Here is a 22497-nt window from a genome sequence, read left to right as displayed (position 1 = left end):
CAGGGAGAACCATAATGTTCTGGATAGCCATAATGTTGCTCTCTATCGGACTGGCCTTTGTCCTCTTTGTGCTTGTCAGCGGCGAGGAACCCGTGCTGGAATCCGAGGCACTGCCCAGCGACACCAATGCCAAGGTGCCCCTTTTTATCACCGACTACCTGGCGGCCAATGGTGTGGAGCTACCTCCGGTTATCATCTATGTCTCTCTGTCGATCGCCGCAGCCTGCGCTCTGCTTAGCCTGCTAGCACTGCCCCTGCAGTTTGGCGGCGTTGCCGCCTTTGCCTGCGCGGGCCTGCTGATTCTGGCGGTGAAATTTGTCGGCAATAGGCGCCGGGCAAAAATGCTTGAGCAGCTTCCCTCCTTTGTCAACCAAGTCACGCGACGCCTGTCTGCGGGTATCTCCGTCGAAAACGCCTTTGCCGATTCAGTGGAAACCCTTGAGCGCCCGCTGGGTACTATCATGCGGCGGGTGGTTCGTCGCGTTCATATGGGCTACGACCTGCACCAGGCCTTCGACAAGGAAGCCAAGCAAACCAAGCTTCACGAATTTAACGTGCTGGCGACAGCGATTCGAATCAACGAGCAATACGGTGGCAGTATCCGCGCGATTCTCGATGACATTGTTGATATTTTGCGTCTCGACGAAGCGGGCAAGCGGGAGCTGAGTGCTATGACCGGGGAAACTCGCGTCACCGCCTTTGTGCTGGCCATGCTTCCGCCAGGTATCGCCGCCTATATGTTCGGCGTCAATCCGGATTTTCTACTGGGTATGTGGGCTGACCCCAGCGGGCAACGCATGCTCATGGGCGCAGTCATCCTGCAGGTTGTCGGCGTGATAGTACTGGTACGCATGATTAGCAGTATCGGTAAATAGGAGAACGTCATGGAAGTCCATCACTATTACTTCATCATCGGCGCATTGGTACTCTGTACCGCACCAGTGCTGCTGCTCGCCCTCGCCCACGTCGAAAGCGGCGAAGAGAAGCCGCGAGAAATGCGCTTTGACACCAAGGACGTGTGGCGCCAACTGCGGGAAGAAAACACCCACCTCGCCTCCTTGTCGCAGCTTCTGCGCCGCGCCGGACTGTTTCGTACCGAAGATCAAGTTACAGCTTTGGTGGCGGCCTTGCTTGCCATTGCATTCCTGACATTAGTAGCCTTCGGCGCCTGTCTGTATCGTGGACTGGACATGGTGCAGGCGCTGAGTGGCAGCGTACTCGCCTTCTTCGTGATCACCTATTTTGCATACGTCATTCTGAAAAATATCGCCGAATCCCGGCAAGCGCGGCTGGACCAGGAAACCCTGATGCTGACACAGACCACCCGTATGCTGTGGCGTGTCGGCCTGTCACTCCCCCGCACTTTGTCCATTATCTGTGAAGAGCTGCGCGACCTTTCGCCAACCTGCTCCCAGGAACTGCGCTCGGCTGTGACCAAAATAGAAGCCGGCCAGAGCCAGGAAGTCGCTCTGTACGAGCTGATTAATAGCTGCAGTGCAGTGGGATTCAAGGAATACCTGATCGTGATTCGCCAGCAATCGATTACTGGCGGCAGCATCGACAAGGCGCTGGACGAGCTTTACAAACTCTTGCAAAACCGGCGGCGGCTGGACTTGCAGGAAGACGTCAACAAAATGTCCGGCAAGATGTCCATCGCCATGATGGTGTTTCTCTTCCCGGCAATGTTGATTGTTATCGCCGGCCCGGGACTGATGTCAATCAGTCGCGCCCTGACAAGTATGGGTGGCTAATGAATATCAAGGAAACGACAATGCGCAAGGCTTTGGGTACGCTGTCACTGGTGAGTATTCTCACACTCACCGGTGCCTGTGCGTCGACCACCAATCAGTCACCCCGGCAAGCCGCCAGTGCTTGCAACGGCAGTTTGAGTAAAGAACAAATGGTGCATCTTGATCTGGTACAAAACCTGATTGAAGAAGATCAGTTTTACTCGGCCCTCGCCCACCTCGAAGGGGATGCTCACAACAGCCCTCGGGCATTGTGGCTGCGCGCTGAGGCCCAACGTAAAACCGGACTCCTCGGCAATGCCTACGACAGCTATCGCGACCTCAGCCTGACCTGCATGACGGCGGCTGGCCATTCAGGCATGGCCAAAATACTGGCAACCCGGGGCGATCTCGCCATTGCGCACCAACATATGCTCAAAGCGCGACGCCTCGCTCCCACCAGCGCGGACATTCGCAATGACTATGGTTTTATCTTATTGGCAATGAAGGATTTCAAAGCCGCCCAACGGGAGTTTATGACCGCCTTGCAATTGCACCCCGGTCACCCGGTTGCCATCCGCAATATGGTGATGAGCCTGATTCTCGATGGCGATAGCCGTACGGCAATGCGTATGGCCAGCAACAACAATATTGACGAAAACGAATTCAACACCCTGTTGGAAAAAGCCAACCGTTTCGCAGAACCCGCGCTGGCGCAAAAGCCCGCCATTAAAAAGGACGTTAATCTATGAACACTTACATCAGTAGCCTTCTGCTGGCCGGCGCCCTGTTTGCTGCGGGTGTCGTACAGGCGCAACCAAGCGCCCACCACGCGCCCTCCCAAATGTCGGCCACCCAACGGGCCCTGGCCGCTCAGCGCTCCGGGGAAATCGCCTCCAGTACGGAACAGCATCTCAGTGGCAAAGTTCGCGCAGCGGCCTACAAGCGCTATGTAGACAGTTTTAAGCAGCCGATTCCAGCTTCCTTTATTGATGATTCATTTACCAGCGACGAATAAATCATGACCAGGCAGATAGTAGTACCAGCTAAGGAAGGCCCGTCCAAACAGCGCGGTGCAATCGCCATTATGTCGGCGTTTCTACTCTCTGCCCTGCTTGCCTTTTTCGTCGTCACAATCGACACCGGGCGGCTGTTTTATGAAAAACGTCAAACGCAAAAACTGGCAGATTTAGCCGCACTTGAAACCGCCTTGCTGTACTGCCGCGATCAGACACTGACGGAGTCCGAGCGTCGCGCTATCGCCCTGGAAGTCCTCGCGCCGGAACGGAATAATTTCCCCGGTGGAGATGAAGACATCACCGTAGAACTTGGCCGCGTAGAAACCCAAACCGCAGAAGATGGCAGCAAGAGCAAAACCTTCGTGGTCGACGAAAACGGCTTCGGTGTGCGGGTTACGCTAAACAAAGTTGTTACCGCCAGTATATTTGCACTGGTGCGCCCGGGCATTCCCAGCACGATCAACCTCAAACCCGCGGGTGTTGCCCAAGCCTGCCAACCGACGGCATCACTGAGCATACGCAGCAGCATGGCCAGTGTAGACCTCAGCCGCTCATCCCTGCTCAATGACCAACTGGGGGCTCTGCTGGGCAATCCACTCGGTGTGAGTGTAGCGGGCTGGAATGGTTTGGTCAGCGGAACCGTGAACCTGCGTGATTTACTCGACAACCTGGCTGACACCCTGGGGCTTCCCTCCGGCGAGTACGAAACCGCGATGACTACAAGTATCCCTGTTGACGAACTGCTTGAAGCCATTGCCGACGTCGCCGGCGAGGCCGGATTTGCTGATGCCGCAACAGCATTGGACGATATCGCTGCAGCCGTTCCCGGCGGCGTGACCGACCTCACGTTGAGAGACCTTGTGGTCGTACAAATCGGCGCGCCCAATACCGCCTTTGATACCAATCTACAAGCGATGCAACTGGTTCAGGGTATTATTCAAAATGTCGCAGCAGCTTCCGGCACTTCACCGGAAATAGACGAAAACCTGTTGGGCCTCGCCAACGTCTCCATTCGCACAAAAATTCTCGAGCCGCCAATATTGGCGAACACTGGTAACCCGGCACATGCTGCGGAAGATCCCAACGGCAATGACGCGATATATGTTCGCACTGCCCAGCTGCGCACCTTTGCGGCCATTGACCTGCCTATTTCCGGCGCGGCACTGAGCGCCCTTGAGGGGCTGATTAACAACCCCCTTCTTGGTACACTGTCCAGCGCACTGAGCACACTGTCTGGGGCCAGTCCACCCAGCTCCGCCGACGATCTGTGTCCACTCGGCATCACCAGCCCCTGCACCACCGAGAGCGATGTTCTCGACGTCAAGTTTATTGAAAATCCGCGGCTCGACATTCTGGTTCAGGGGGGAGCCGGTGACGCTCGAGTGACTAACCACAGCTGTAATTCCTCAGGCACTGAAAGGGAATTGAATACCAGCGTTCGCAGTTCCGCGGCACAGGTAATGGCCGGGGAATTTGGCAGCACCACCGACGACGCCGCCGACAATGCCTTTGGCGACGACGAACCTGACCCGGCCATCTTGCCACTGATCGATATCGGCAGCGTCAGGGTGAGAAAGACCTGCGTACTCCTCGTCGCTTGCACCACCGAATACCGCCGGGCCGACGGCAGCTGGACCACCGACGCCGCACAAGCCGAGCGCACTGCCTATAGTGGCGGCGGCATAGGCGCTCGCATGACCGGCAACTACCTGGCCGGGCAAGGCTCACTGGATTACAGCAACAGCAGTGGCGACGAATTTCTGCCGGAAATCAGTGATGTCCTGAGCGACGACGCTTATCAATCGGTGTACTCCAACAGCATTTCAGACGGCGTCGAGGACAGCTTGCTTGGCCTTGAACTGGTGTTCTACGACCCGACAACCGAATCAACCCTCGCCACGGTGTCAGACGCCATGGGCGCAGCCGCCAGCACCTTGACCAGCACAATGAATGCGACGATTAACGCGACGCTGGAACCGGTTGTGAACGCGCTCTTCGACCAGATACACGAGTCTCTGGGCGTCAGCCTTGCAGAAGTCGAGGTAGGTGGGAGCATGACCTGTCAAAGCGACAAGGTCGAACTGGTGATGTAAGGCTGCTACCCGTCGAAAATATCACACTGCTCTCGACCCCGGCCGATAAAAGCCGCTAAGCTAAACAGAATGACAGGACACTCTCCCCGTCAATCTGTTTAGCCAGTTCGAGAAGATAACAATGACTTTCAACGATTACCTGACCCTACTCGCCAAAAATGGCGGGTCAGACCTCTTTCTCAGTACCGGGGCGCCCCCCTGTGCGAAATTCCACGGCAAATTAAAACCCCTCGACAAGGAGCCCTTCGGTCCCGGTGATATCCGCGATATCGCCTACGGCATTATGGACGATGAACAACGCAAGGAATTCGACACCGAGCTGGAAATGAACCTCGCTTACAGCATTCCCCATGTCGGACGCTTTCGCATCAATATTTTCAAGCAGCGCAATGAAATCTCCATTGTCGCGCGGAATATTGTCACAGACATCCCCAATGTTGACGCCCTGGGTCTACCGCCGATTTTAAAAGAAGTCATTATGACCAAGCGTGGTCTGGTGTTGTTCGTCGGCGCCACCGGATCGGGAAAATCCACGTCTCTCGCCGCACTGATTGACCACCGCAATACCAACAGCAGCGGGCATATTATTACAATAGAAGACCCCATTGAATTTGTTCACCGCCACAAGCGCAGCATTATCAATCAGCGGGAAATTGGCGTAGACACACGCAGCTTTCACCAGGCTCTGAAGAACACACTGCGTCAGGCGCCCGATGTGATCCTCATCGGTGAGATCCGCGACCGCGAAACCATGGAACACGCCATTGCCTTCGCCGAAACCGGCCACCTGTGTATTTCCACCCTGCACGCCAACAACGCCAACCAGGCCCTGGATCGAATTATTAACTTCTTCCCCGAGGAACGACGCCATCAGTTATTGCTGGACCTTTCCCTTAACCTCAAATGCTTTGTCTCGCAGCGTTTGGTGCCAACGGTAGAGGGTAAGCGCTGCGCCGCGATTGAGATTCTGCTGGGCACCCCCACCGTCGCCCAGGCAATTCACAAGGGTGAAGTGGAAAGCATAAAGGAGATTATGACTAAGTCAGAAAATCTCGGCATGCAAACCTTCGACGCCGCGCTGTTCAAGCTCTATGAAGAAGGAAAAATCAGTTTTGAAGAAGCACTCAAAAACGCCGACTCAGCCAACAACCTGCGCCTGAGAATCAAGCTGGAAAGCAGTCGAGGGATTCCCGACGACGCACAACCCGCAACGCGGGAAGAGCGCAGTAAACCGACCTCATTCAGCCTGCAAATCGAAGACGAGGATGAAAGCCCATCGGTGTAAGCGGCAGCCGCGCCCATCGCGCTGGCAGCACACCTCATCAGGAAATAGTGTCGCGAAAATCAGACCGGAAGATCGCCCCGCCTGTTGCCAGGCGGGGCGGGGTTTAACTGGCAGGATGTAGCTGGCTTGGTGTAACCGCCTTGGCGGCAAAAGGAAGCCGCCCTTTGCCACCATTGGGCCTGAGCAGCCCTTTATCGAGAAAGACTAGCTTTCACTTTCGGCTGGTTCTTCAGCGCCCGTCTTTTTTGGAGTGGGTTTCGGCAGTAATTGCTCGCGAATATTGCCTTCAATTTCCTTGGCAATTTCGGGGTTCTCGGCCAGATACTTGGATGCATTGGCCTTGCCCTGGCCAATTTTATCGCCCTTATAGGCGTACCACGCCCCGGACTTATCCACCAGGCCCAACTTAACCCCCAGGTCGATCACCTCACCAAGCCGGTATATTCCACGGCCATACATAATCTGGAATTCGGCCTGTTTAAACGGCGGCGACACTTTGTTTTTCACCACCTTGACCCGGGTTTCGTTACCCACTACCTCATCGCCTTCCTTTACCGCACCGGTACGGCGAATATCCAGCCGCACTGAGGCGTAAAATTTCAGGGCATTACCACCTGAGGTTGTTTCAGGGTTGCCAAACATTACCCCGATCTTCATTCGAATCTGGTTGATAAAGATCACCAGGGTATTGGTCTGTTTGATACTGCCGGTCAACTTACGCAGGGCCTGGGACATCAAGCGAGCTTGCAGGCCAACGTGGGAGTCACCCATATCCCCTTCAATTTCCGCCTTGGGCACCAGGGCGGCCACCGAGTCAATAACGATCACGTCCACAGAGCCGGAGCGTACCAGCATATCGGTAATTTCCAGTGCCTGCTCACCGGTGTCAGGCTGCGACACCAGCAGGTCATCGAGATTCACCCCAAGCTTTTCGGCATATTGTGGGTCGAGGGCGTGCTCGGCATCGACAATGGCAACGGTTTTGCCAAGCTTCTGCGCCTCGGCCATCACCTGTAGACACAGGGTGGTTTTGCCGGAGGACTCCGGCCCATAGATCTCAACGATACGACCAAAGGGCAGGCCGCCAATGCCCAGCGCGATATCCAGCCCCAGAGAGCCGGTAGACACCGACGGCATCACTTCCCGGGAGCTTTCGCCCATTTTCATAATTGAGCCTTTGCCGAACTGACGCTCGATCTGGCTCAGTGCCGATTCAAGTGCTTTCTGCTTATTGGCATCCATGATGTGCTAACCCTTTTGCATTCGCGCGATACCGCGCGGGTGGAAAATTTGCTTGAATGGCCACTCGCTCGGTCTGCTGCTCCGCCGCCAGCGCCACTGTTAAAATTACTGTATATATACTCAGTATATACACTCCAATTGTCAATCCCCTTTTTACAGGAAAGTCGCAAGAGTCGGTTCACGACAATTGGTCACTGGCCAGTGACCCGCGCATTCCGTAAACTTCTCTGCCTTGCAAAAGCGTATCTGAATCAGCCGCGACCCGCGGCACGGAGATCTGTCACTATGAACGCAGGCGTTGACCTGGCTTCTCACACGCCAATGATGCAGCAGTTTCTCAAAATCAAGGCACAACACCCCACCGAACTGCTGTTTTATCGCATGGGTGATTTTTACGAATTATTTTTTGACGATGCCAAGCGTGCCGCTGAACTGCTGGACATCACGCTGACCGCCCGGGGTAAGTCCGGCGGCGAACCTATTCCCATGTGCGGTGTGCCCTATCATGCCGCCGAAGGATACCTGGCCCGTCTGGTCAAGCAGGGCGTGTCAGTCGCCATCTGCGAACAGGTCGGCGACCCCGCTACCAGCAAAGGCCCCGTGGAGCGCAAGGTTGCCCGAATAGTCACCCCCGGCACCCTCAGCGATGAGGCTCTGCTGGACGAGCGCCGCGACAATCTGCTGGTCGCCTGCTGCCAGCAGGGAGCGATATTTGGGCTGGCGGTGTTCGACATGAGCAGCGGTCGTTTTTCCGTGTCAGAACTGGCCAGCGAAGCCGCCCTGCTCAGCGAACTGCAACGTTTGCGCCCCGCTGAGCTGCTGCTGCCAGAGGACTTTGGCGGCGAATGGCTGCCGGATTTGCCGGGCCGCCGCGCCCTGCCCCCCTGGGACTTCGATTTCGATACCGCCCATCGCCAGTTGTGCAGCCATTTTCAGGTGCAGGATCTGGCGGGATTTGGCTGCGACACTCTGACTGCGGCAACTGCTGCCGCGGGCTGTTTGCTGCAATACGTCAAGGACACCCAGCGCTGCGAGCTGCCCCATATCCAGCGTCTGATACTGGAATCCAGCGACCGCGCCGTTGCCATGGACGCCGCCACCCGGCGCAACCTGGAACTGGATGTGAATCTCGGCGGCGGCAGCGACAACACTCTGGCCTCGGTGCTGGATCGCTGCCAGACCGCCATGGGTAGCCGCCTGTTCAAACGCTGGCTTCATCGACCACTGCGCGACCGAGAGCTGATCGAAGCCCGCCGCAATAGCATCGCCCTGTTAATTGAAGATTACCGTTTCGAGTCCCTGCGCGAACACCTGCGCCATATCGGCGACCTCGAACGGATTCTGTCCCGGGTCGCCCTGCGCTCCGCCCGCCCCCGCGACCTGTCCCGCCTGCAAGCCTCGCTGGCCGTGCTGCCGCTACTGCAGGCCACCCTGCGGGAAATCGAACTTCCCCACCTGCGGGAACTGAGCACATCAATCAGCGAATTCCCGGTCATCGCTGAGCTGCTGGAACGGGCGGTCATCGAGAATCCGCCTATGGTCGTCCGCGACGGCGGCGTTATCGCCCCCGGCTTCGATCAGGAGCTTGACGAGCTGCGCAGTCTGAGTTCCGACGCTGGTGCTTTTCTTATGGAGATGGAGGTTCGCGAGCGGGAAAAAACCGGGCTGAGCAGCCTGAAAGTCGGCTATAACCGTGTGCACGGCTACTACATTGAAATCAGCCGAATGCAGGCGGAAAAGGCCCCGGTGGAATATATCCGCCGCCAAACACTTAAAAACGCCGAGCGCTTTATCACCCCGGAATTGAAGGAGTTTGAGGACAAGGCGCTCAGCTCAAAAAGCCGCGCCCTGGCCAGAGAGAAGTTCCTCTACGACCAGCTTCTCGACGAACTCAACCACGCCCTGGGCGCCTTGCAAATGTCCGCCCATGCGATCTGCGAGCTGGACGCCCTGTGCAATCTGGCCGAACGCGCGGTGCAACTGGATTTCTGCGAGCCGCAGTTCAATGACGAGGGCGTGATGCACATCGAACAGGGTCGCCACCCCGTGGTGGAAAGCGTCCTCGACGAACCCTTTATCGCCAACGATCTGCAACTGGACAAGGAGCGGCGCACACTGATTATCACCGGGCCGAATATGGGCGGTAAATCGACCTATATGCGTCAGACAGCGCTTATCGTCCTGCTCGCCCATATTGGCAGTTTTGTGCCCGCACGAAGTGCCACACTGAGCATTGTCGATCAAATATTCACCCGCATCGGCTCCTCCGACGACCTCGCCGGCGGGCGCTCTACCTTTATGGTGGAGATGACTGAAACCGCCAATATCCTGCACAACGCCACCGAGCGCAGTCTGATTCTTATGGACGAAATCGGCCGCGGCACCAGCACCTTTGACGGCCTGTCGCTGGCCTGGGCCAGCGCCATAGAACTGGCAGACAGAGTGCGCGCCTTTACGCTCTTTGCCACCCACTACTTCGAACTGACAGTGCTCCCCGACAGCTATCCATTAGCCGCGAATGTGCATCTGGGGGTAAAGGAGCATAACGACCACATTGTTTTCCTTCACCGCCTTGAAGAGGGGCCGGCCAACCGCAGCTACGGCTTGCAGGTCGCAAAGCTCGCCGGCATTCCCGACAAGGTCATTCAGGCCGCACGCAAAAAATTGCACGAGCTGGAAAATCAGAGCATACACCCCGGCACAGCGGCGAAACCGCTGACCAGCGGTCCCCAGCCGGACCTGTTCAGCATCGTTGAGCCTCACGCTGCGGTGGAAAAACTCCAGGGCATCGACCCCGACGGGCTAAGCCCCCGCGAGGCACTGGCATTGCTCTACGAACTCAAGTCGCTCAGCAGCGGATCAACCTGAAAAACAGATAACACACACCTGAATAATTGTTAACGCATAAACTGTACCGACTTTTTATGCTGGTGTTACAATGCGCGTTTGTCGATTCACAGTCAGAGAGTAAAGGGGCTGACCAAAATGACTTTTGTTGTAGGTGAAGATTGCATCAAGTGTAAACACACTGACTGCGTAGAAGTATGTCCTGTTGACTGTTTTTACGAAGGCCCGAACTTTCTGGTCATTCATCCTGATGAATGTATTGACTGTGCACTGTGTGAGCCCGAATGCCCGGTAGAAGCGATTTTCTCTGAGGATGAACTGCCGGAAGATCAGCAGGTATTCCTCGAGCTGAACGCTGAACTCGCGGAAATCTGGCCAAACATCACAGAGATGAAAGAGGCTCCCGCCGACGCTGAAGAGTGGGCCGGCAAGCCGGGCAAGCTGCAATATCTCGAGCGCTGAGCGAGGCTTGGTTCGCGAAAAAAAACCCGCTTCAAGCGGTTTTTTTTTCGCCCCTGTTTCAATAGCGGAAAATCCCCGGTGGAACGCTACCAGCAAATCGCGGTCACAGCATTGGGACAACAATGCCCGGATGTTCATCAGAACCGACTATCAAGGAGTGTTTTGAATTATGACGACGATCAATGACCTATTGCGTAAATTGCCACTTAGCCGCCTTCTACTGGCGATCACCCTCGGCCTGGGTAGTATGTCCCTGCTGACCGCCTGCGACCGCGACGAAGGCCCCATGGAAGAGACTGCAGAAAGCTTTGACGAGGGCGCCGAGGAAATCAGCGACGAAATAGACGACCACACCACCAACTAACGTCATCGTCTCGACTAAAGCACCATTCTCTGCACAACCACACAGGCCCTTTGCCATTGCGCAGGGGGCCTGTTTCACCATTTTTGACTGAACCCTCGCGGCGTTCAAGGTAGACTACCCCGGTCGCCGCATTCGTCGGCAATCGTTATTAAGGTTCGACGTGGACGCCTCCTACATCAATACGCTGTTCTTTATCGGCGCCAGTCTCGTCGCCGTCAGTATACTCGTGAGCTCGTTTTCATCGCGTTTGGGCGTCCCCATTCTCGTATTGTTTCTGGGCGTCGGCATGCTCGCCGGTGAAGATGGCCCTGTCGGCCTGCGCTTTGACAATTTTCCACTGGCCTACCTTATCAGCAACCTCGCGTTAGCGATTATTCTGCTCGACGGCGGTATGCGCACCCGTATGGCCAGTTTCCGAGTGGCACTGTGGCCCGCTCTGTCGCTGGCCACCGTCGGAGTTTTGGTGACCGCGGCACTTACCGGGCTCGCGGCTGTTTGGCTGTTCGAGCTGCGTTGGATTGAGGGCCTGCTGATTGGCAGTATCGTCGCCTCAACCGATGCCGCAGCGGTATTTTCACTGCTGGGTGGACGTGGTCTTAACGAGCGGGTGGGCGCCACCCTCGAAATTGAATCGGGCAGTAACGACCCGATGGCCATGTTTATGACGATTACCGTCATCGAACTTATCGCCTCCCGAAGCAGCTTCAGTATGCTATTGGTCGCCGATCTCCTGTGGCAGTTCGGTTTGGGGATTGCACTGGGCTTCGGCGGTGGTTATTTACTGTGGCGGTTGATAAACCGTATGAACCTTGCCAACGGTCTCTATCCCTTACTGGCGGTTAGCGGCGGATTGATAATTTACGCTACCACTACCGCCCTCGGCGGCAGCGGCATTCTGGCCATCTATCTCTGCGGTCTATTGCTGGGCAACCGCCCGGTACGCAACCGCCACGGCATTCTCCATATGTTCGACGGGCTGGCCTGGCTGAGCCAGATCGGTATGTTCCTGGTACTCGGTTTATTAATTACCCCCAGCGCCCTGTTATCCGTGGCACTACCGGCACTGATACTGGCACTGTGGATGATTTTCGTCGCCCGGCCACTCGCCGTTTTCAGCAGTTTGCTGCCCTTTCGGCGCTTTAATATGCGCGAGCGGTTTTTCATTTCCTGGGTGGGCCTGCGCGGCGCGGTACCCATTATTCTTGCCATTTTCCCGATGATGGCGGGCCTGGATCACGCTCAGCTCTACTTTAATGTCGCGTTCTTCATTGTTCTGGTGTCATTGCTGGTTCAGGGCAGCAGTCTCGGCTGGGCGGGACGCCGAGCTGACGTGATCGTGCCCTCCATCCCCGCACCGGTGTCCCGGGTTGGCCTGGAAGTCCACAGCACCAGTCAGTGGGAGCTGTTTGTGTATACCCTGGTTGAAGATAAGTGGTACATCGGCAAAGCCCTGCGTAACCTCCACTTGCCGGACAACACCCGTGTCGCCGCCCTGTTTCGCGACCAGCAATTACTGCACCCCAGCGGTAGCACCCAACTCAACAGCGGCGATATTCTCTGCGTCATCGGCCACGAGGCCGACCTGCCCGCCTTGGGCAAATTGTTCAGTGAACCGCCAAAACACGGGCTGGACATGCGCTTTTTCGGCGATTTTATTCTGCAGGCAGATGCACGGCTGGCGGATATCGCGCAGCTTTACAATCTGGCGATCAGCGACGAACAGCGCCAGCTGAGCCTCGGCGAATTTCTCGCCACCCAACTGTCCAACCGCCCCGTGCTGGGCGACCATATTACCTGGCAAAATATGACCTGGACCGTCGCCGAAATGGATGGCGAACAGGTACGCAAGATTGGCCTGCGCAGTGCAGGCAGTAACGACTGACCTCAGCCGCCGCACGTCTGCGGCAGTATTTGGCATTTCCCGGCTGTCAGCAAACGTGTGCTTAACAACCAGAAATACAGGCGAAATTCATCGAAAGGGGTGACAATTGCGCGAATGACTGTCAACATTACCTTTGCGCAACACAAGAAGTAAACACATGGCATCGACAAATACATCTACTTATCACCACGGCAATCTGCGCCATGAACTCATGGAGCTTGCCGAGCAGCACCTCGTCGAAGGGGGCATTGCTGACCTCAGCCTGCGCGCCCTGGCGCGGGAAATCGGCGTATCGCAAACCGCCCCCTACCGTCATTTTCGCGACAAGAATGCCCTGCTCGCCGCACTGGCGGTCGAGGGGTTCAAGCGCTTTTTTGAAATCGGCAAAGCCAGCGAGAACGAGCCCCGGGCAGACCAAAGCCTGCTGATGTTTGGCCTCGCCTATATCAAGTTTGCCCGCGAACATACCGAAATGTTCCATTTGATGTTCGGGCCAGTGTTGCAACCCCGTAATCAATATCCCGAGCTTTTTGCCGCGGGCCGTGAGGCCATATACAAGGTGCGCTCCGGAGTCGAACGGGGACTGGCCAACGGTGAACTGCGTCCCATCGACGATGTCGCATCTATCGCCCACACCATCTGGGCAGCGGTACATGGCGTGACCACGCTGATGCTGGATCACGGCGATACCTACGGCTATCACCGCGACCTCGATTTGCAGGCGGAAAAGTCCATGCGCATGATGATTGCCGGGCTGTGCACAGACCCCACCGATATCGCTACCCTGCCGAAAGAAGCAACGCCCTACCCCCCGATTGACTAACGCCCCCGCAGCAGTGCCACAGCAGGGGTTCGCAGTAATCGACGCCCATAGCCTGCGGCGAGCACAGTAACCAACACTGCGCTCGCCAGGGGCGTAAACAAAAAACTCCACAAATGAACCCGGGGCGCCATATCCAGCGCCCATATTTGCAGCGCGACCAGACAGAGATTGGCACCCACCGCCGCCACCAATCCCGCCAATCCGCCAAGAAACGCAAACTCCAAAAACAGCGTAGCCCGCAAGAAGCGGTTTCCCGCACCGAGCGTTCGCAACAGGGCATATTCCTGTCGGCGCGTGTCCAGGCTTAACTGCACATTACTGACACACACCAACAATGCACATACCAGTAACAGCAGCACAATAAGGCTTATCGCTGCCGATAGCTGGCTGACCACCTCTTTCATTTGCGCCAGAATTGCGTCGACTTCAATCAGGGTAATAGTCGGGTGGGCAGACATCACCTCAACCAACAGCGGCCGCTGTTCTGCGGGCAGATAAAAACTCGTGATATAGGAACTGGCGTAGCGTCCCAAACTGTTGGCGGGAAACAGAAAATAAAAGTTCGGCCGCATACTCTGCCAGTCCAGCCCGCGAATACTGGTGACTTCAGCATCGAGGGTCTGCCCACCAATATTAAACTGCAGCCGAGTGCCTAACTCCGCACCCATTCGCTCCGCAACCTCTGACTCGACCGACACCGGCAATCTGTCACTGTCGGTTGAGGTGTGCGCTGTGTTCGACCACCATTTTCCCGCCAGCAGTCGATTATCGCTGGGCAGCTCCGCCGACCAACTGAGATTGACCTCACGGTTCAGGCCAGCGGTATTCGCGTCGATATCGGTGTCAGCCATGGGCACGCCATCAATATGGCTCAAGCGGCCTCTCACCATGGGAAAAATGCCGGCATGAGCAACGCCATTTTCGGAAAAAAACCCGTCGAGCTCCGCCAGTTCAGATTCCGCGATATTAATCAGAAAGTAATTCGGCGTACCCTCGGCCAATTGGCTCTGCCAGTCTTTTAACAGCATCTCACGCAGCAGAAATACACTGAGAAGACTCATCAACGCGAGAGCAATGCTGCCGAGCTGAAAAGCGTTGCCATAGCGGCGGCGATAAATATTGGAGATGGCCAAACGCTGACGACTGCCGGCCATCCGTGTACTCAGCGAGCGCGCGCCACGAATACATAACAGCACCAGCGCCGCGGCCAGCAGCAACAACACCACACTGGATAACATCACCGCCACGCTCAACGCCACACTGTTGCTGAACCACAGCATCAAGCCGAACATCGCACCGCCCCCCAGCAACAGAGGCATCGCCAGGCCGGCATTGTCCTGTTCCTGATCCCGGCGTAATACCCGCATCGGCGACACTCGACTGAGTCGCCACAAGGGCGGCGCAGCGAAACACAACAGACACACGCCGGCGGTAATCGCCCCGGTGAGCAGTGGCCGCCAGCTCCCCGCGGGCACTTCGACATTCAATAATTGGGCAATGCTCTGGAATAACAGCCCTTGCAGCGCCTCGGCAATCAACCCGCCCATAAGCACAGCAAGACCCAGCAATACAGCACCCTGACGCGCGTAGAACGACAGGATATAGCGGCGACTGGCACCGAGGGACTTCATCAATGCCACTCGGTCAATATTCTGCTGCCCATAGCGGTGTGCGGAAAGGGCAATGGCGGCACTGGCCAACGCCACTGCAAGACAGGCTGCGAGAAGCATATAGGACTCCGCGCGATCCAGGCTCTGTGCCAGTGCTGGTTGGTTATCCGTCAGTGTTCGCCAGCGATGGCTCGGCAACATCTTCGGTTCTAACCAGCCAGCAAAGCTGTCAAGTTGCGCTGTATCGCCGGCAAATAAATAGCGATAATCAACGACGCTACCCGGCTGCACCACCCCGGTAGAAGCAACATCACCGCTATGCATCAATGCCCGCGGCCCGTATACATTGATCGAACTGCTGCGATCGGGCTCGTCAACCAATACCCGGCTCGCCAGCAAACGGGCTTCGCCAACTTCGACCTCGGCACCGGGCGCAATACCCAACATGGCAAAGGCTCGGGAATCCAGCCAGATTTCACCGCGCGGTGGCCCGCCGGCGCTTTCCTGGGCATTACCGTAAACGGTATCGCTGAACTGTACCGTACCCAGTAGCGGATAGCGGTCAGACACAGCGCGCAGCGCGACCAACAGCATTTTTTCATCAGCCGGATCTGCAGCACTACCGTAAACCATAGTGCGAAAAGACACCGTTTTTGCGACTGAAATGCCGCTGTTTTCCGCCTTTTCGAGCCACTCAGGGGGCAGCGGCGACGGCGACACCAACACTTGATCCGCCGCGAGGAAGTACAGGCTGCGCTCCCCCATTGCCAACTTCAAACGCTCGGCAAAACCGGCAATGCCAGCGACACTGGCCACCGCGAGTACCAGCGATACCGCCAACAACAGCAGCTCGCCACCCCGTATCTCTCTTAATAATCGGCGCAACTGAAGCATCAGTGCTGTTCCGCCAACTGGCCGTCGCGCATTTCAAAGCGGCGCTCGCACAGTTCGGCAAGATGGGGCTCATGGGTCACCAATACCAGAGTGGTACCACGCTGTTGGTTCATAGCGAATAGCAGTTCTTCAATATGCCCGCCGTTCACCGCATCGAGATTGCCGGTGGGCTCGTCGGCAAACAGAATGTCCGGCTCCACCACAAAGGCCCGGGCCAGGGCCACCCGCTGCTGCTCACCGCCGGACAGTTGCCGGGGATAATGTCCGGCTCGCGCGGACAGTCCCACCTGTTCGAGAAGCTCCAGCGCCCGTTCCCTGGCCCCCTTGGCAGAGGATAACTCCAGCGGCAGCATCACATTTTCCAGTGCTGTTAACGTGGGCAGCAATTGAAAGGACTGAAACACAAAGCCCACCGCCCGCGCCCGCAACGCCGCTCGCTCGTCCTCTGTCATCGCGGTGACATCCTCTCCCTGAAGATGGATGTAACCGCTGCTGGGGCTATCCAACCCTGCCAACAAGCCCAGCAGGGTGGACTTCCCGGAACCCGAGGCACCGACAATGGCGACACTCTGTCCCGCCTTGATTTCCATACTGATACCTTTCAGTATGGTCAGCTCTTCGCTGCCACTGCGTACTGTTTTGGAGACATTGTCTACTCGAATCATGCTTATATCAGCCTTCCCTATTCGCTTGGTAAGTGCCTTTTTTTGCGCACTGTTTTTCAGTCTCGGCGCCGCGGCGACTGAGCGCCACCTGCTCGTGCTGGGCGACAGCATCAGCGCCGGCTATGGCATGTCAGAAAATGAAAGCTGGCCCAGCTTGCTTACAGAACAACTCCCCAAACACTACCGATTGACCAATGCCAGTGTCAGCGGTGAGACCACCGCCGGCGCACTGCGCCGCCTGCCCGGTTTACTGGCGGAAAATCGCTTCGATATCGTTATTATCGAATTGGGCGGCAATGACGGACTTCGCGGCTACCCTGTTGCAGGCATACGTAAAAATCTGGCGACCCTGATTCGCCAAAGCCAACAACACGGGGCAAACGTGGCGCTGATGTCGATGAAAATCCCGCCCAACTACGGCCGTCGCTACACTGCTGCCTTTGAGGCCCTGTACGCTGCCCTGGCCGAGGAACATAAAATCACCCTGTTGCCGTTTATCCTCGACGATATCGCCACAAACCCGCAGTTGATGCAGGCCGACGGCATTCACCCCAATGCACAGGCCCAGCCCCTGATAGTAACGAAAGTCCTCACAGGGCTGGAAGGTTTACTGAATTAAGATTTGTACAGACACCGGACTTACGCCCGCCACACCGGTGGTCTTATCCCACTTACCCGCTAATCCGGCAGGCCGCCCTCAGCCAGTCGGGCCGGTTCAAGCAGCTGCTCGAGCCTTTCCCGTGAGATGTCACTCATCTCTTCGGCCACATCGATAATATCCCGACCGCTGGCATAGGCTTCCTTGGCAATTTCAGCGGCCCGCTGATAACCCAGTATCGGGTTCAACGCGGTGACCAATACCGGATTCTTTGCCAGCGCACGACGCAGCACGGTTTCTTCGACAACGAAATCCGCAATCACCTTATCTGCCAGCGACCGTGCGCAGCTGGTCATCAGTTCGATACTCTGCAACAGGTTATAGGCGATCACCGGCAACATAACATTCAGCTGAAAATTGCCGGACTGCCCGGCAATGGCAATGGTCGCATCGTTTCCCATAACCTGGGCGGACGCCATCGCCACCGCTTCGGGAATCACCGGGTTGACCTTGCCCGGCATAATGCTGCTGCCCGGCTGCAAGGCCTTCAGACGAATTTCCCCCAAACCCGCGAGGGGGCCGCTGTTCATCCAACGCAAATCGTTGCTGATTTTCATCAGGCTCACCGCCACAGTGCGCAGCTCGCCGGACACCGCCACTGCGGTATCCTGGCAAGCAAGGCCTTCGTAAAAGGACTCATTGACTGAAAAGCGCAGCCCGGTGTCGGCACTCAGCGAGGCACAAAACTTTTCCGCAAACAGCTCGGGAGTATTGATCCCACTCCCCACTGCCGTCCCGCCCTGGGAAAGTTTGCACAGCTGCTTCCGCCCGTACCACAAGCGCTCGGTATTCTTGTTGACCTGCACCGCCCAGGCGCCTATTTCCCGCCCCAAACTGATCGGCATCGCGTCCATCAAATGGGTGCGCCCGGTTTTGATAATGGACTCACACTCCCGAGCCCGAACAGAAATAGCCTGCTCCAGTTCCCGCAACGCCGGTAGCAGCTCAAATTCTATCGCCAGGGCCGCGCTGCAATGGATGGCGGTGGGCACCACATCGTTGCTGCTCTGGCTCATATTGACATGGTCATTGGGGTGAACATCCACCCCTGAATATTCACTGGCAATATGGGCCAGCACCTCGTTGACATTCATATTGGTGCTGGTCCCGGAACCAGTCTGAAACACGTCCACCGGGAATTGGGCAGAGAGATCCTCGGCTTCCAACAGACTCGCTGCGGCGCGACTGATCGCTGCACAGCGCGCCTCGTCGAGCAAGCCCGCGTCGCGATTGACCTGGGCCGCGCTGCGTTTTATCCGCAGCATGGCGTCGATAAATTTCCGCGGCATCCGCAACGGACTGATCTGGAAATTATCGACCGCGCGCTGGGTTTGCGCGCCATAGTATGCGTTCTCCGGCACATGCAGCTCACCCATACTGTCTGCTTCAATACGGTATCTTGTCATCTCAACTCCCCTTGAAGACTTCTCATTGGCTGTAGCGCCTTCGACCGCTCCTCGCGGGTAAGGTGCAACATTACACATATACCTATCACCTCACGGCGACAGTACGGCAGCAGATGCAATTCACTGGCTCAGCCCCTAAACTAGCGGCACAGACTGGAGTACACCATGACCGATTATAAACACGTCAGTGCCGAACAGTGGCTGGAATGGGACCGCAACCATATCTGGCATCCCTATTCCTCCGTGCACAGCCCCGTTACCCCCTTTGCCGTAAGCTCTGCAAAGGGGGTTCGCCTTACCCTGGCCGATGGCCGCGAGGTAATAGACGGCATGGCCTCATGGTGGTCCGCCATTCACGGCTACAACCACCCGGCCCTGAATGAAGCCGCCAAAAGCCAGTTGGAGGCGATGTCACATGTCATGTTTGGCGGCCTCACCCACCAGCCCGCCGCCACCCTTGGCAAGCGCCTTGTAGATATGACCCCCGCGTCCCTGACCCGAGTATTTATTGCCGACTCCGGTTCCGTCGCTGTTGAGGTCGCTATCAAGATGGCACTGCAATACTGGATAGGCCGGGGCAGAAGCGACAAACACCGCCTGCTCGCGCTGCGCAACGGCTACCACGGCGATACCTTTGCCACCATGGCGATCTGCGACCCGGTCAATGGCATGCACCATTTGTTCAACAAGGTATTGCCGCAGCACCTCTTTGCTGACGCCCCCGCTACCCCCTTCGGCGAGACAGCCAGCGACCAGGACATGGCCTCAATCACCCGTTTGATTGAGCAACACCACCACGAACTGGCCGCCGTGGTGCTGGAGCCCATTGTGCAGGGTGCCGGGGGTATGCGTTTTTATTCCGCCGACTACCTGCGCAGGGTGCGGGCGCTTTGCGACCAGTACGATGTGCTGTTAATCGCCGACGAGATCGCCACGGGATTTGGCCGCAGCGGCAAATTATTTGCCTGTGAGCACGCCGGCATCGAGCCGGATATTCTCTGTGTCGGCAAGGCCCTGACCGGCGGCTACCTGAGCCTCGCCGCGACCCTGTGCAGCGAGGAACTCGCCGCGACAATTTGCTCAGGGGAAGCCGGCGCATTTATGCATGGGCCGACCTTTATGGGCAACCCGCTGGCTTGCGCCATTGCCAATGCCAGCCTCGACGTTTTGCTGTCCAGCGACTGGCAATCGCAGGTCGCCGCTATTGAACAGGGACTTCGCAGCGGCCTCGCTCCGGCGCGAGAGATTCCCGGTGTCGCCGATGTACGCTGTCTGGGGGCGATCGGCGTCATTGAGTTACAGCAGCCGGTCAACATGGCCACTATTCAACCTCGATTTGTTGACCACGGCGTGTGGCTGCGACCCTTCGGCAAGTTGGTGTACACCATGCCGCCCTATACCATCAGCCCCGATGATCTGGCGCTGCTCTGCGCCAAAACCATTGCTGTGCTCAGCGAGGAACACGCGCAACATGGCTGATCTCACCCTGCGGGAGAAAATGCGCGAGATCATTTTTGGCACCGAGCCCGGGCCGGGGCGCACCTTCGATATTGTCCTGATTGCAGTGATTATCAGCAGCGTGACAGCGCTTTTTCTCGACTCCGTGGCCAGTATCCACGCGCGCTGGGGCGACTGGTTATACGCGGCGGAACTGGGGTTTACGCTGCTGTTCACCGTTGAGTACCTGGCAAGAATCTATTGCAGCGCCGACCGTCGCCAATATATGTTTAGTTTTTATGGGCTTGTTGATTTGCTTGCGACTCTGCCCACTTACCTCGCGCTGCTCGTACCAGGGGCCCAGCACCTGCTGGTCATTAGAATCTTCAGGGTACTGCGGGTATTCCGCGTATTGAAACTGGTGCAGTACACCTCGGAAGCCAATGTACTGCTGCGCTCAATTGCCGCCTCTCGCCACAAAATATTCGTCTTTTTTACCACAGTGCTCACACTGGTAATCGCCTTCGGTTCACTGATGTATTTGATCGAAGGCCCCGCCAACGGCTTTACCAGTTTGCCTCGCAGTATTTACTGGGCGATTGTTACGGTGACCACCGTCGGCTACGGCGATATCGTGCCGCATACCGCGCTGGGACAAGTCATTGCCGCCCTGGCAATGGTCACCAGCTACGCCATTATCGCTATTCCAACGGGAATCATCAGCTCGGAGCTACTGCAGGAAGCCCAGCGGGAGGCAACCCGGAGTCAGTGCAAGGCCTGCAAAAAACGCGGTCACGATCGCGATGCCCGTTACTGCAAGCACTGCGGTGAGGCACTGCCACCAAAATTCTAAAAAGGCCAGCTACAGGAGTCAGAGGGGGGGGGGGGACTGTAGCTGGCAAGATGAGGAGTCGGGGTATTCAACAAGTAGGGGGCTTGCTCACCCGATCCACATGGACGGATCAAAACATCAGGCGGGCACCAATTTTCATGGTGTCCATATCACCCTCCCAGTTGTTGGCGGGGTTAGGGAATGACGAGTCGTCGAGATCAATGTTGTAGCGGTCGTACTCAAGATTGACCGCAAGATTCTCGGCAACTTTAAAGTCGACCCCGACGCCGACAAAGGGCTCATCGCCATCGTAGCTTTGTTTCGTCCCGAGGAAGTCAAAATCCGCATCCCAGAACAATTGCCCGGCTTTGGCATACAGGCCGAAACTTTCAGTGAGTGGCAGGCGGCCAACCACAGCAAGATCGTAGCCATCAATGTCGGCGGAACCAGCGGTACCGGAAAACTCACCAAAGTTCAGATAGCCCGCCTCAACACCGAAATACTGATTGAACTGCGCACCCAGTGACAGCTCAACAAAATCATCGTCTTCATCAAAGTCACCGTCGCGGGACTTATACACGCCGTAATTACCGCCTACGTACATATGTGGGCCACTGAGTGCGGGGCCGGCGTGTACAGCTGAACTGTAGAACGCAGCGGCGCCGACAATGCCCAGCCCTGCAAGAACGGTTTTTGTTGGCAGTAATTTGAAATCCTTGGATATTAAGTCCATGTAAAGCTCCTCGTACTATTCTCATCGTACAAACAATGGAGCAGCAAAGCTGCTGCTCCAGGGGTCAGTACTGGTTAGAATTACTCGGCTTCTTCCAGTTCCTTCAGGCGGTCTTCCCGAGCGAGAAACTCGTCGCGGCTGACTTCGCCATTGCCGTCCGCATCAACGTCGTCAAAGTGCTGACGCAGGTTCCGTTCGGCTTGAGCTTCCTGCTTGTTCAGTGAACCGCTGCCGTCGCCGTCAAGTGCACCGAACAGCGCATCGCTGCTATCGGTGTTCTGGCCACCCTGGCCGCTCATACCACCCTGAGCGCCTGCTTCGGAATTCAGGCTACCGCTACCACCGGCACTGCCTCCGATATTGCTGCCCAAGGGAGCGGCCATAACCGCTGAACTCATTACTACACCTGCGAGAACTAACCATGTTTTCTTCATAACACTCTCCTTCCTATCAAGTTTACAGTCGGTGGAGGCAATAACGCCTCGACTTCAGTCCTGCGTGACTGACTGCGAGATCGT

20 protein-coding genes are annotated in these 22497 nt (G+C 56.8%); 14 read left to right on the top strand and 6 right to left on the bottom strand.

Annotation, left to right across the window (positions count from 1 at the left end):
* Positions 1 to 14: 14 nt before the first annotated feature.
* The 6 genes from HCU74_RS06905 to HCU74_RS06880 all read left to right on the top strand — a co-directional run bounded on the left by HCU74_RS06905 (position 15) and on the right by HCU74_RS06880 (position 6124).
* Positions 15 to 875 carry a type II secretion system F family protein gene (locus HCU74_RS06905; protein WP_168449673.1) on the top strand — a complete coding sequence of 287 codons (861 nt, stop codon included), beginning with the start codon at positions 15 to 17 and terminating at the stop codon, positions 873 to 875.
* A 9-nt stretch (positions 876 to 884) separates the two neighbouring features.
* Entirely contained in the window at positions 885 to 1751 is an 867-nt protein-coding gene (locus tag HCU74_RS06900; RefSeq protein ID WP_168449672.1) for a type II secretion system F family protein, read from the top strand.
* The gene (locus HCU74_RS06895; protein ID WP_168449671.1) at positions 1751 to 2479 is read left to right on the top strand and encodes a tetratricopeptide repeat protein; all 729 of its coding nucleotides are present in this window, start codon (positions 1751 to 1753) and stop codon (positions 2477 to 2479) included. The genes HCU74_RS06900 and HCU74_RS06895 overlap by 1 nt, the downstream gene beginning before the upstream one ends.
* Entirely contained in the window at positions 2476 to 2745 is a 270-nt protein-coding gene (locus HCU74_RS06890) for a DUF3613 domain-containing protein (protein ID WP_168449670.1), read from the top strand. Before HCU74_RS06895 ends, HCU74_RS06890 begins: the two co-directional genes overlap by 4 nt.
* Positions 2746 to 2748: 3 nt before the next feature.
* Positions 2749 to 4839 (top strand): pilus assembly protein TadG-related protein, encoded by a 2091-nt coding sequence (locus HCU74_RS06885; RefSeq protein ID WP_168449669.1) that lies wholly within the window; start codon positions 2749 to 2751, stop codon positions 4837 to 4839.
* A gap of 121 nt (positions 4840 to 4960) precedes the next feature.
* A complete protein-coding gene (locus HCU74_RS06880; RefSeq protein WP_168449668.1) occupies positions 4961 to 6124 on the top strand; it encodes a PilT/PilU family type 4a pilus ATPase in 1164 nt (387 codons plus the stop codon).
* 204 nt (positions 6125 to 6328) lie between these two features.
* Here the strand turns inward: HCU74_RS06880 and recA are convergent, their stop codons facing one another.
* Positions 6329 to 7366 carry a recombinase RecA gene (recA, locus tag HCU74_RS06875; protein ID WP_168449667.1) on the bottom strand — a complete coding sequence of 346 codons (1038 nt, stop codon included), beginning with the start codon at positions 7364 to 7366 and terminating at the stop codon, positions 6329 to 6331.
* A 285-nt stretch (positions 7367 to 7651) separates the two neighbouring features.
* On the opposite strand from recA, the gene mutS reads away from it, so the two are divergent.
* The 5 genes from mutS to HCU74_RS06850 all read left to right on the top strand — a co-directional run bounded on the left by mutS (position 7652) and on the right by HCU74_RS06850 (position 13744).
* Positions 7652 to 10234: a DNA mismatch repair protein MutS gene (gene mutS, locus HCU74_RS06870; RefSeq protein ID WP_168449666.1), complete on the top strand. Its 2583-nt coding sequence runs from the start codon at positions 7652 to 7654 to the stop codon at positions 10232 to 10234.
* Between the two features lie 117 nt (positions 10235 to 10351).
* The gene (fdxA, locus tag HCU74_RS06865; RefSeq protein WP_168449665.1) at positions 10352 to 10675 is read left to right on the top strand and encodes a ferredoxin FdxA; all 324 of its coding nucleotides are present in this window, start codon (positions 10352 to 10354) and stop codon (positions 10673 to 10675) included.
* Positions 10676 to 10844: 169 nt separating this feature from the next.
* On the top strand, positions 10845 to 11039 hold the full coding sequence (locus HCU74_RS06860; protein WP_168449166.1) for a hypothetical protein: 195 nt from the start codon (positions 10845 to 10847) through the stop codon (positions 11037 to 11039).
* Positions 11040 to 11199: 160 nt separating this feature from the next.
* Positions 11200 to 12921 (top strand): potassium/proton antiporter, encoded by a 1722-nt coding sequence (locus HCU74_RS06855; protein ID WP_168449664.1) that lies wholly within the window; start codon positions 11200 to 11202, stop codon positions 12919 to 12921.
* Positions 12922 to 13078: 157 nt separating this feature from the next.
* A complete protein-coding gene (locus HCU74_RS06850) occupies positions 13079 to 13744 on the top strand; it encodes a TetR/AcrR family transcriptional regulator (protein ID WP_168449663.1) in 666 nt (221 codons plus the stop codon).
* Here the strand turns inward: HCU74_RS06850 and HCU74_RS06845 are convergent.
* Positions 13741 to 16248 (bottom strand): ABC transporter permease, encoded by a 2508-nt coding sequence (locus tag HCU74_RS06845; RefSeq protein ID WP_168449662.1) that lies wholly within the window; start codon positions 16246 to 16248, stop codon positions 13741 to 13743. The genes HCU74_RS06850 and HCU74_RS06845 overlap by 4 nt on opposite strands.
* Positions 16248 to 16913, bottom strand: coding sequence for an ABC transporter ATP-binding protein (locus HCU74_RS06840; RefSeq protein ID WP_168449661.1), 666 nt, complete (start codon positions 16911 to 16913; stop codon positions 16248 to 16250). The genes HCU74_RS06845 and HCU74_RS06840 overlap by 1 nt, the downstream gene beginning before the upstream one ends.
* Here HCU74_RS06840 and HCU74_RS06835 point away from each other — a divergent pair.
* Positions 16897 to 17532, top strand: coding sequence for an arylesterase (locus HCU74_RS06835; protein WP_246864480.1), 636 nt, complete (start codon positions 16897 to 16899; stop codon positions 17530 to 17532). The genes HCU74_RS06840 and HCU74_RS06835 overlap by 17 nt on opposite strands.
* Before the next feature lie 59 nt (positions 17533 to 17591).
* Here HCU74_RS06835 and HCU74_RS06830 read toward each other — a convergent pair whose 3' ends face one another.
* Complete coding sequence (locus HCU74_RS06830) at positions 17592 to 18977, bottom strand: class II fumarate hydratase (protein WP_168449659.1); 1386 nt, start codon at positions 18975 to 18977, stop codon at positions 17592 to 17594.
* A 165-nt stretch (positions 18978 to 19142) separates the two neighbouring features.
* Between HCU74_RS06830 and bioA the strand changes: the two genes are divergently transcribed.
* Positions 19143 to 20456: an adenosylmethionine--8-amino-7-oxononanoate transaminase gene (gene bioA / locus HCU74_RS06825; RefSeq protein ID WP_168449658.1), complete on the top strand. Its 1314-nt coding sequence runs from the start codon at positions 19143 to 19145 to the stop codon at positions 20454 to 20456.
* Entirely contained in the window at positions 20449 to 21267 is an 819-nt protein-coding gene (locus tag HCU74_RS06820) for an ion transporter (protein ID WP_168449657.1), read from the top strand. The genes bioA and HCU74_RS06820 overlap by 8 nt, the downstream gene beginning before the upstream one ends.
* 109 nt (positions 21268 to 21376) lie before the next feature.
* Here the strand turns inward: HCU74_RS06820 and HCU74_RS06815 are convergent, their stop codons facing one another.
* Positions 21377 to 21979 carry a porin family protein gene (locus tag HCU74_RS06815; protein ID WP_168449656.1) on the bottom strand — a complete coding sequence of 201 codons (603 nt, stop codon included), beginning with the start codon at positions 21977 to 21979 and terminating at the stop codon, positions 21377 to 21379.
* An 80-nt stretch (positions 21980 to 22059) separates the two neighbouring features.
* Positions 22060 to 22413: an EF-hand domain-containing protein gene (locus tag HCU74_RS06810; RefSeq protein WP_168449655.1), complete on the bottom strand. Its 354-nt coding sequence runs from the start codon at positions 22411 to 22413 to the stop codon at positions 22060 to 22062.
* Between the last annotated feature and the right edge of the window lie 84 nt (positions 22414 to 22497).

This window comes from Spongiibacter thalassae (assembly GCF_012272835.1).
In the GTDB taxonomy this organism is placed as follows: domain Bacteria; phylum Pseudomonadota; class Gammaproteobacteria; order Pseudomonadales; family Spongiibacteraceae; genus Spongiibacter; species Spongiibacter thalassae.
This window is presented reverse-complemented; position numbering and strand designations above follow the sequence as displayed.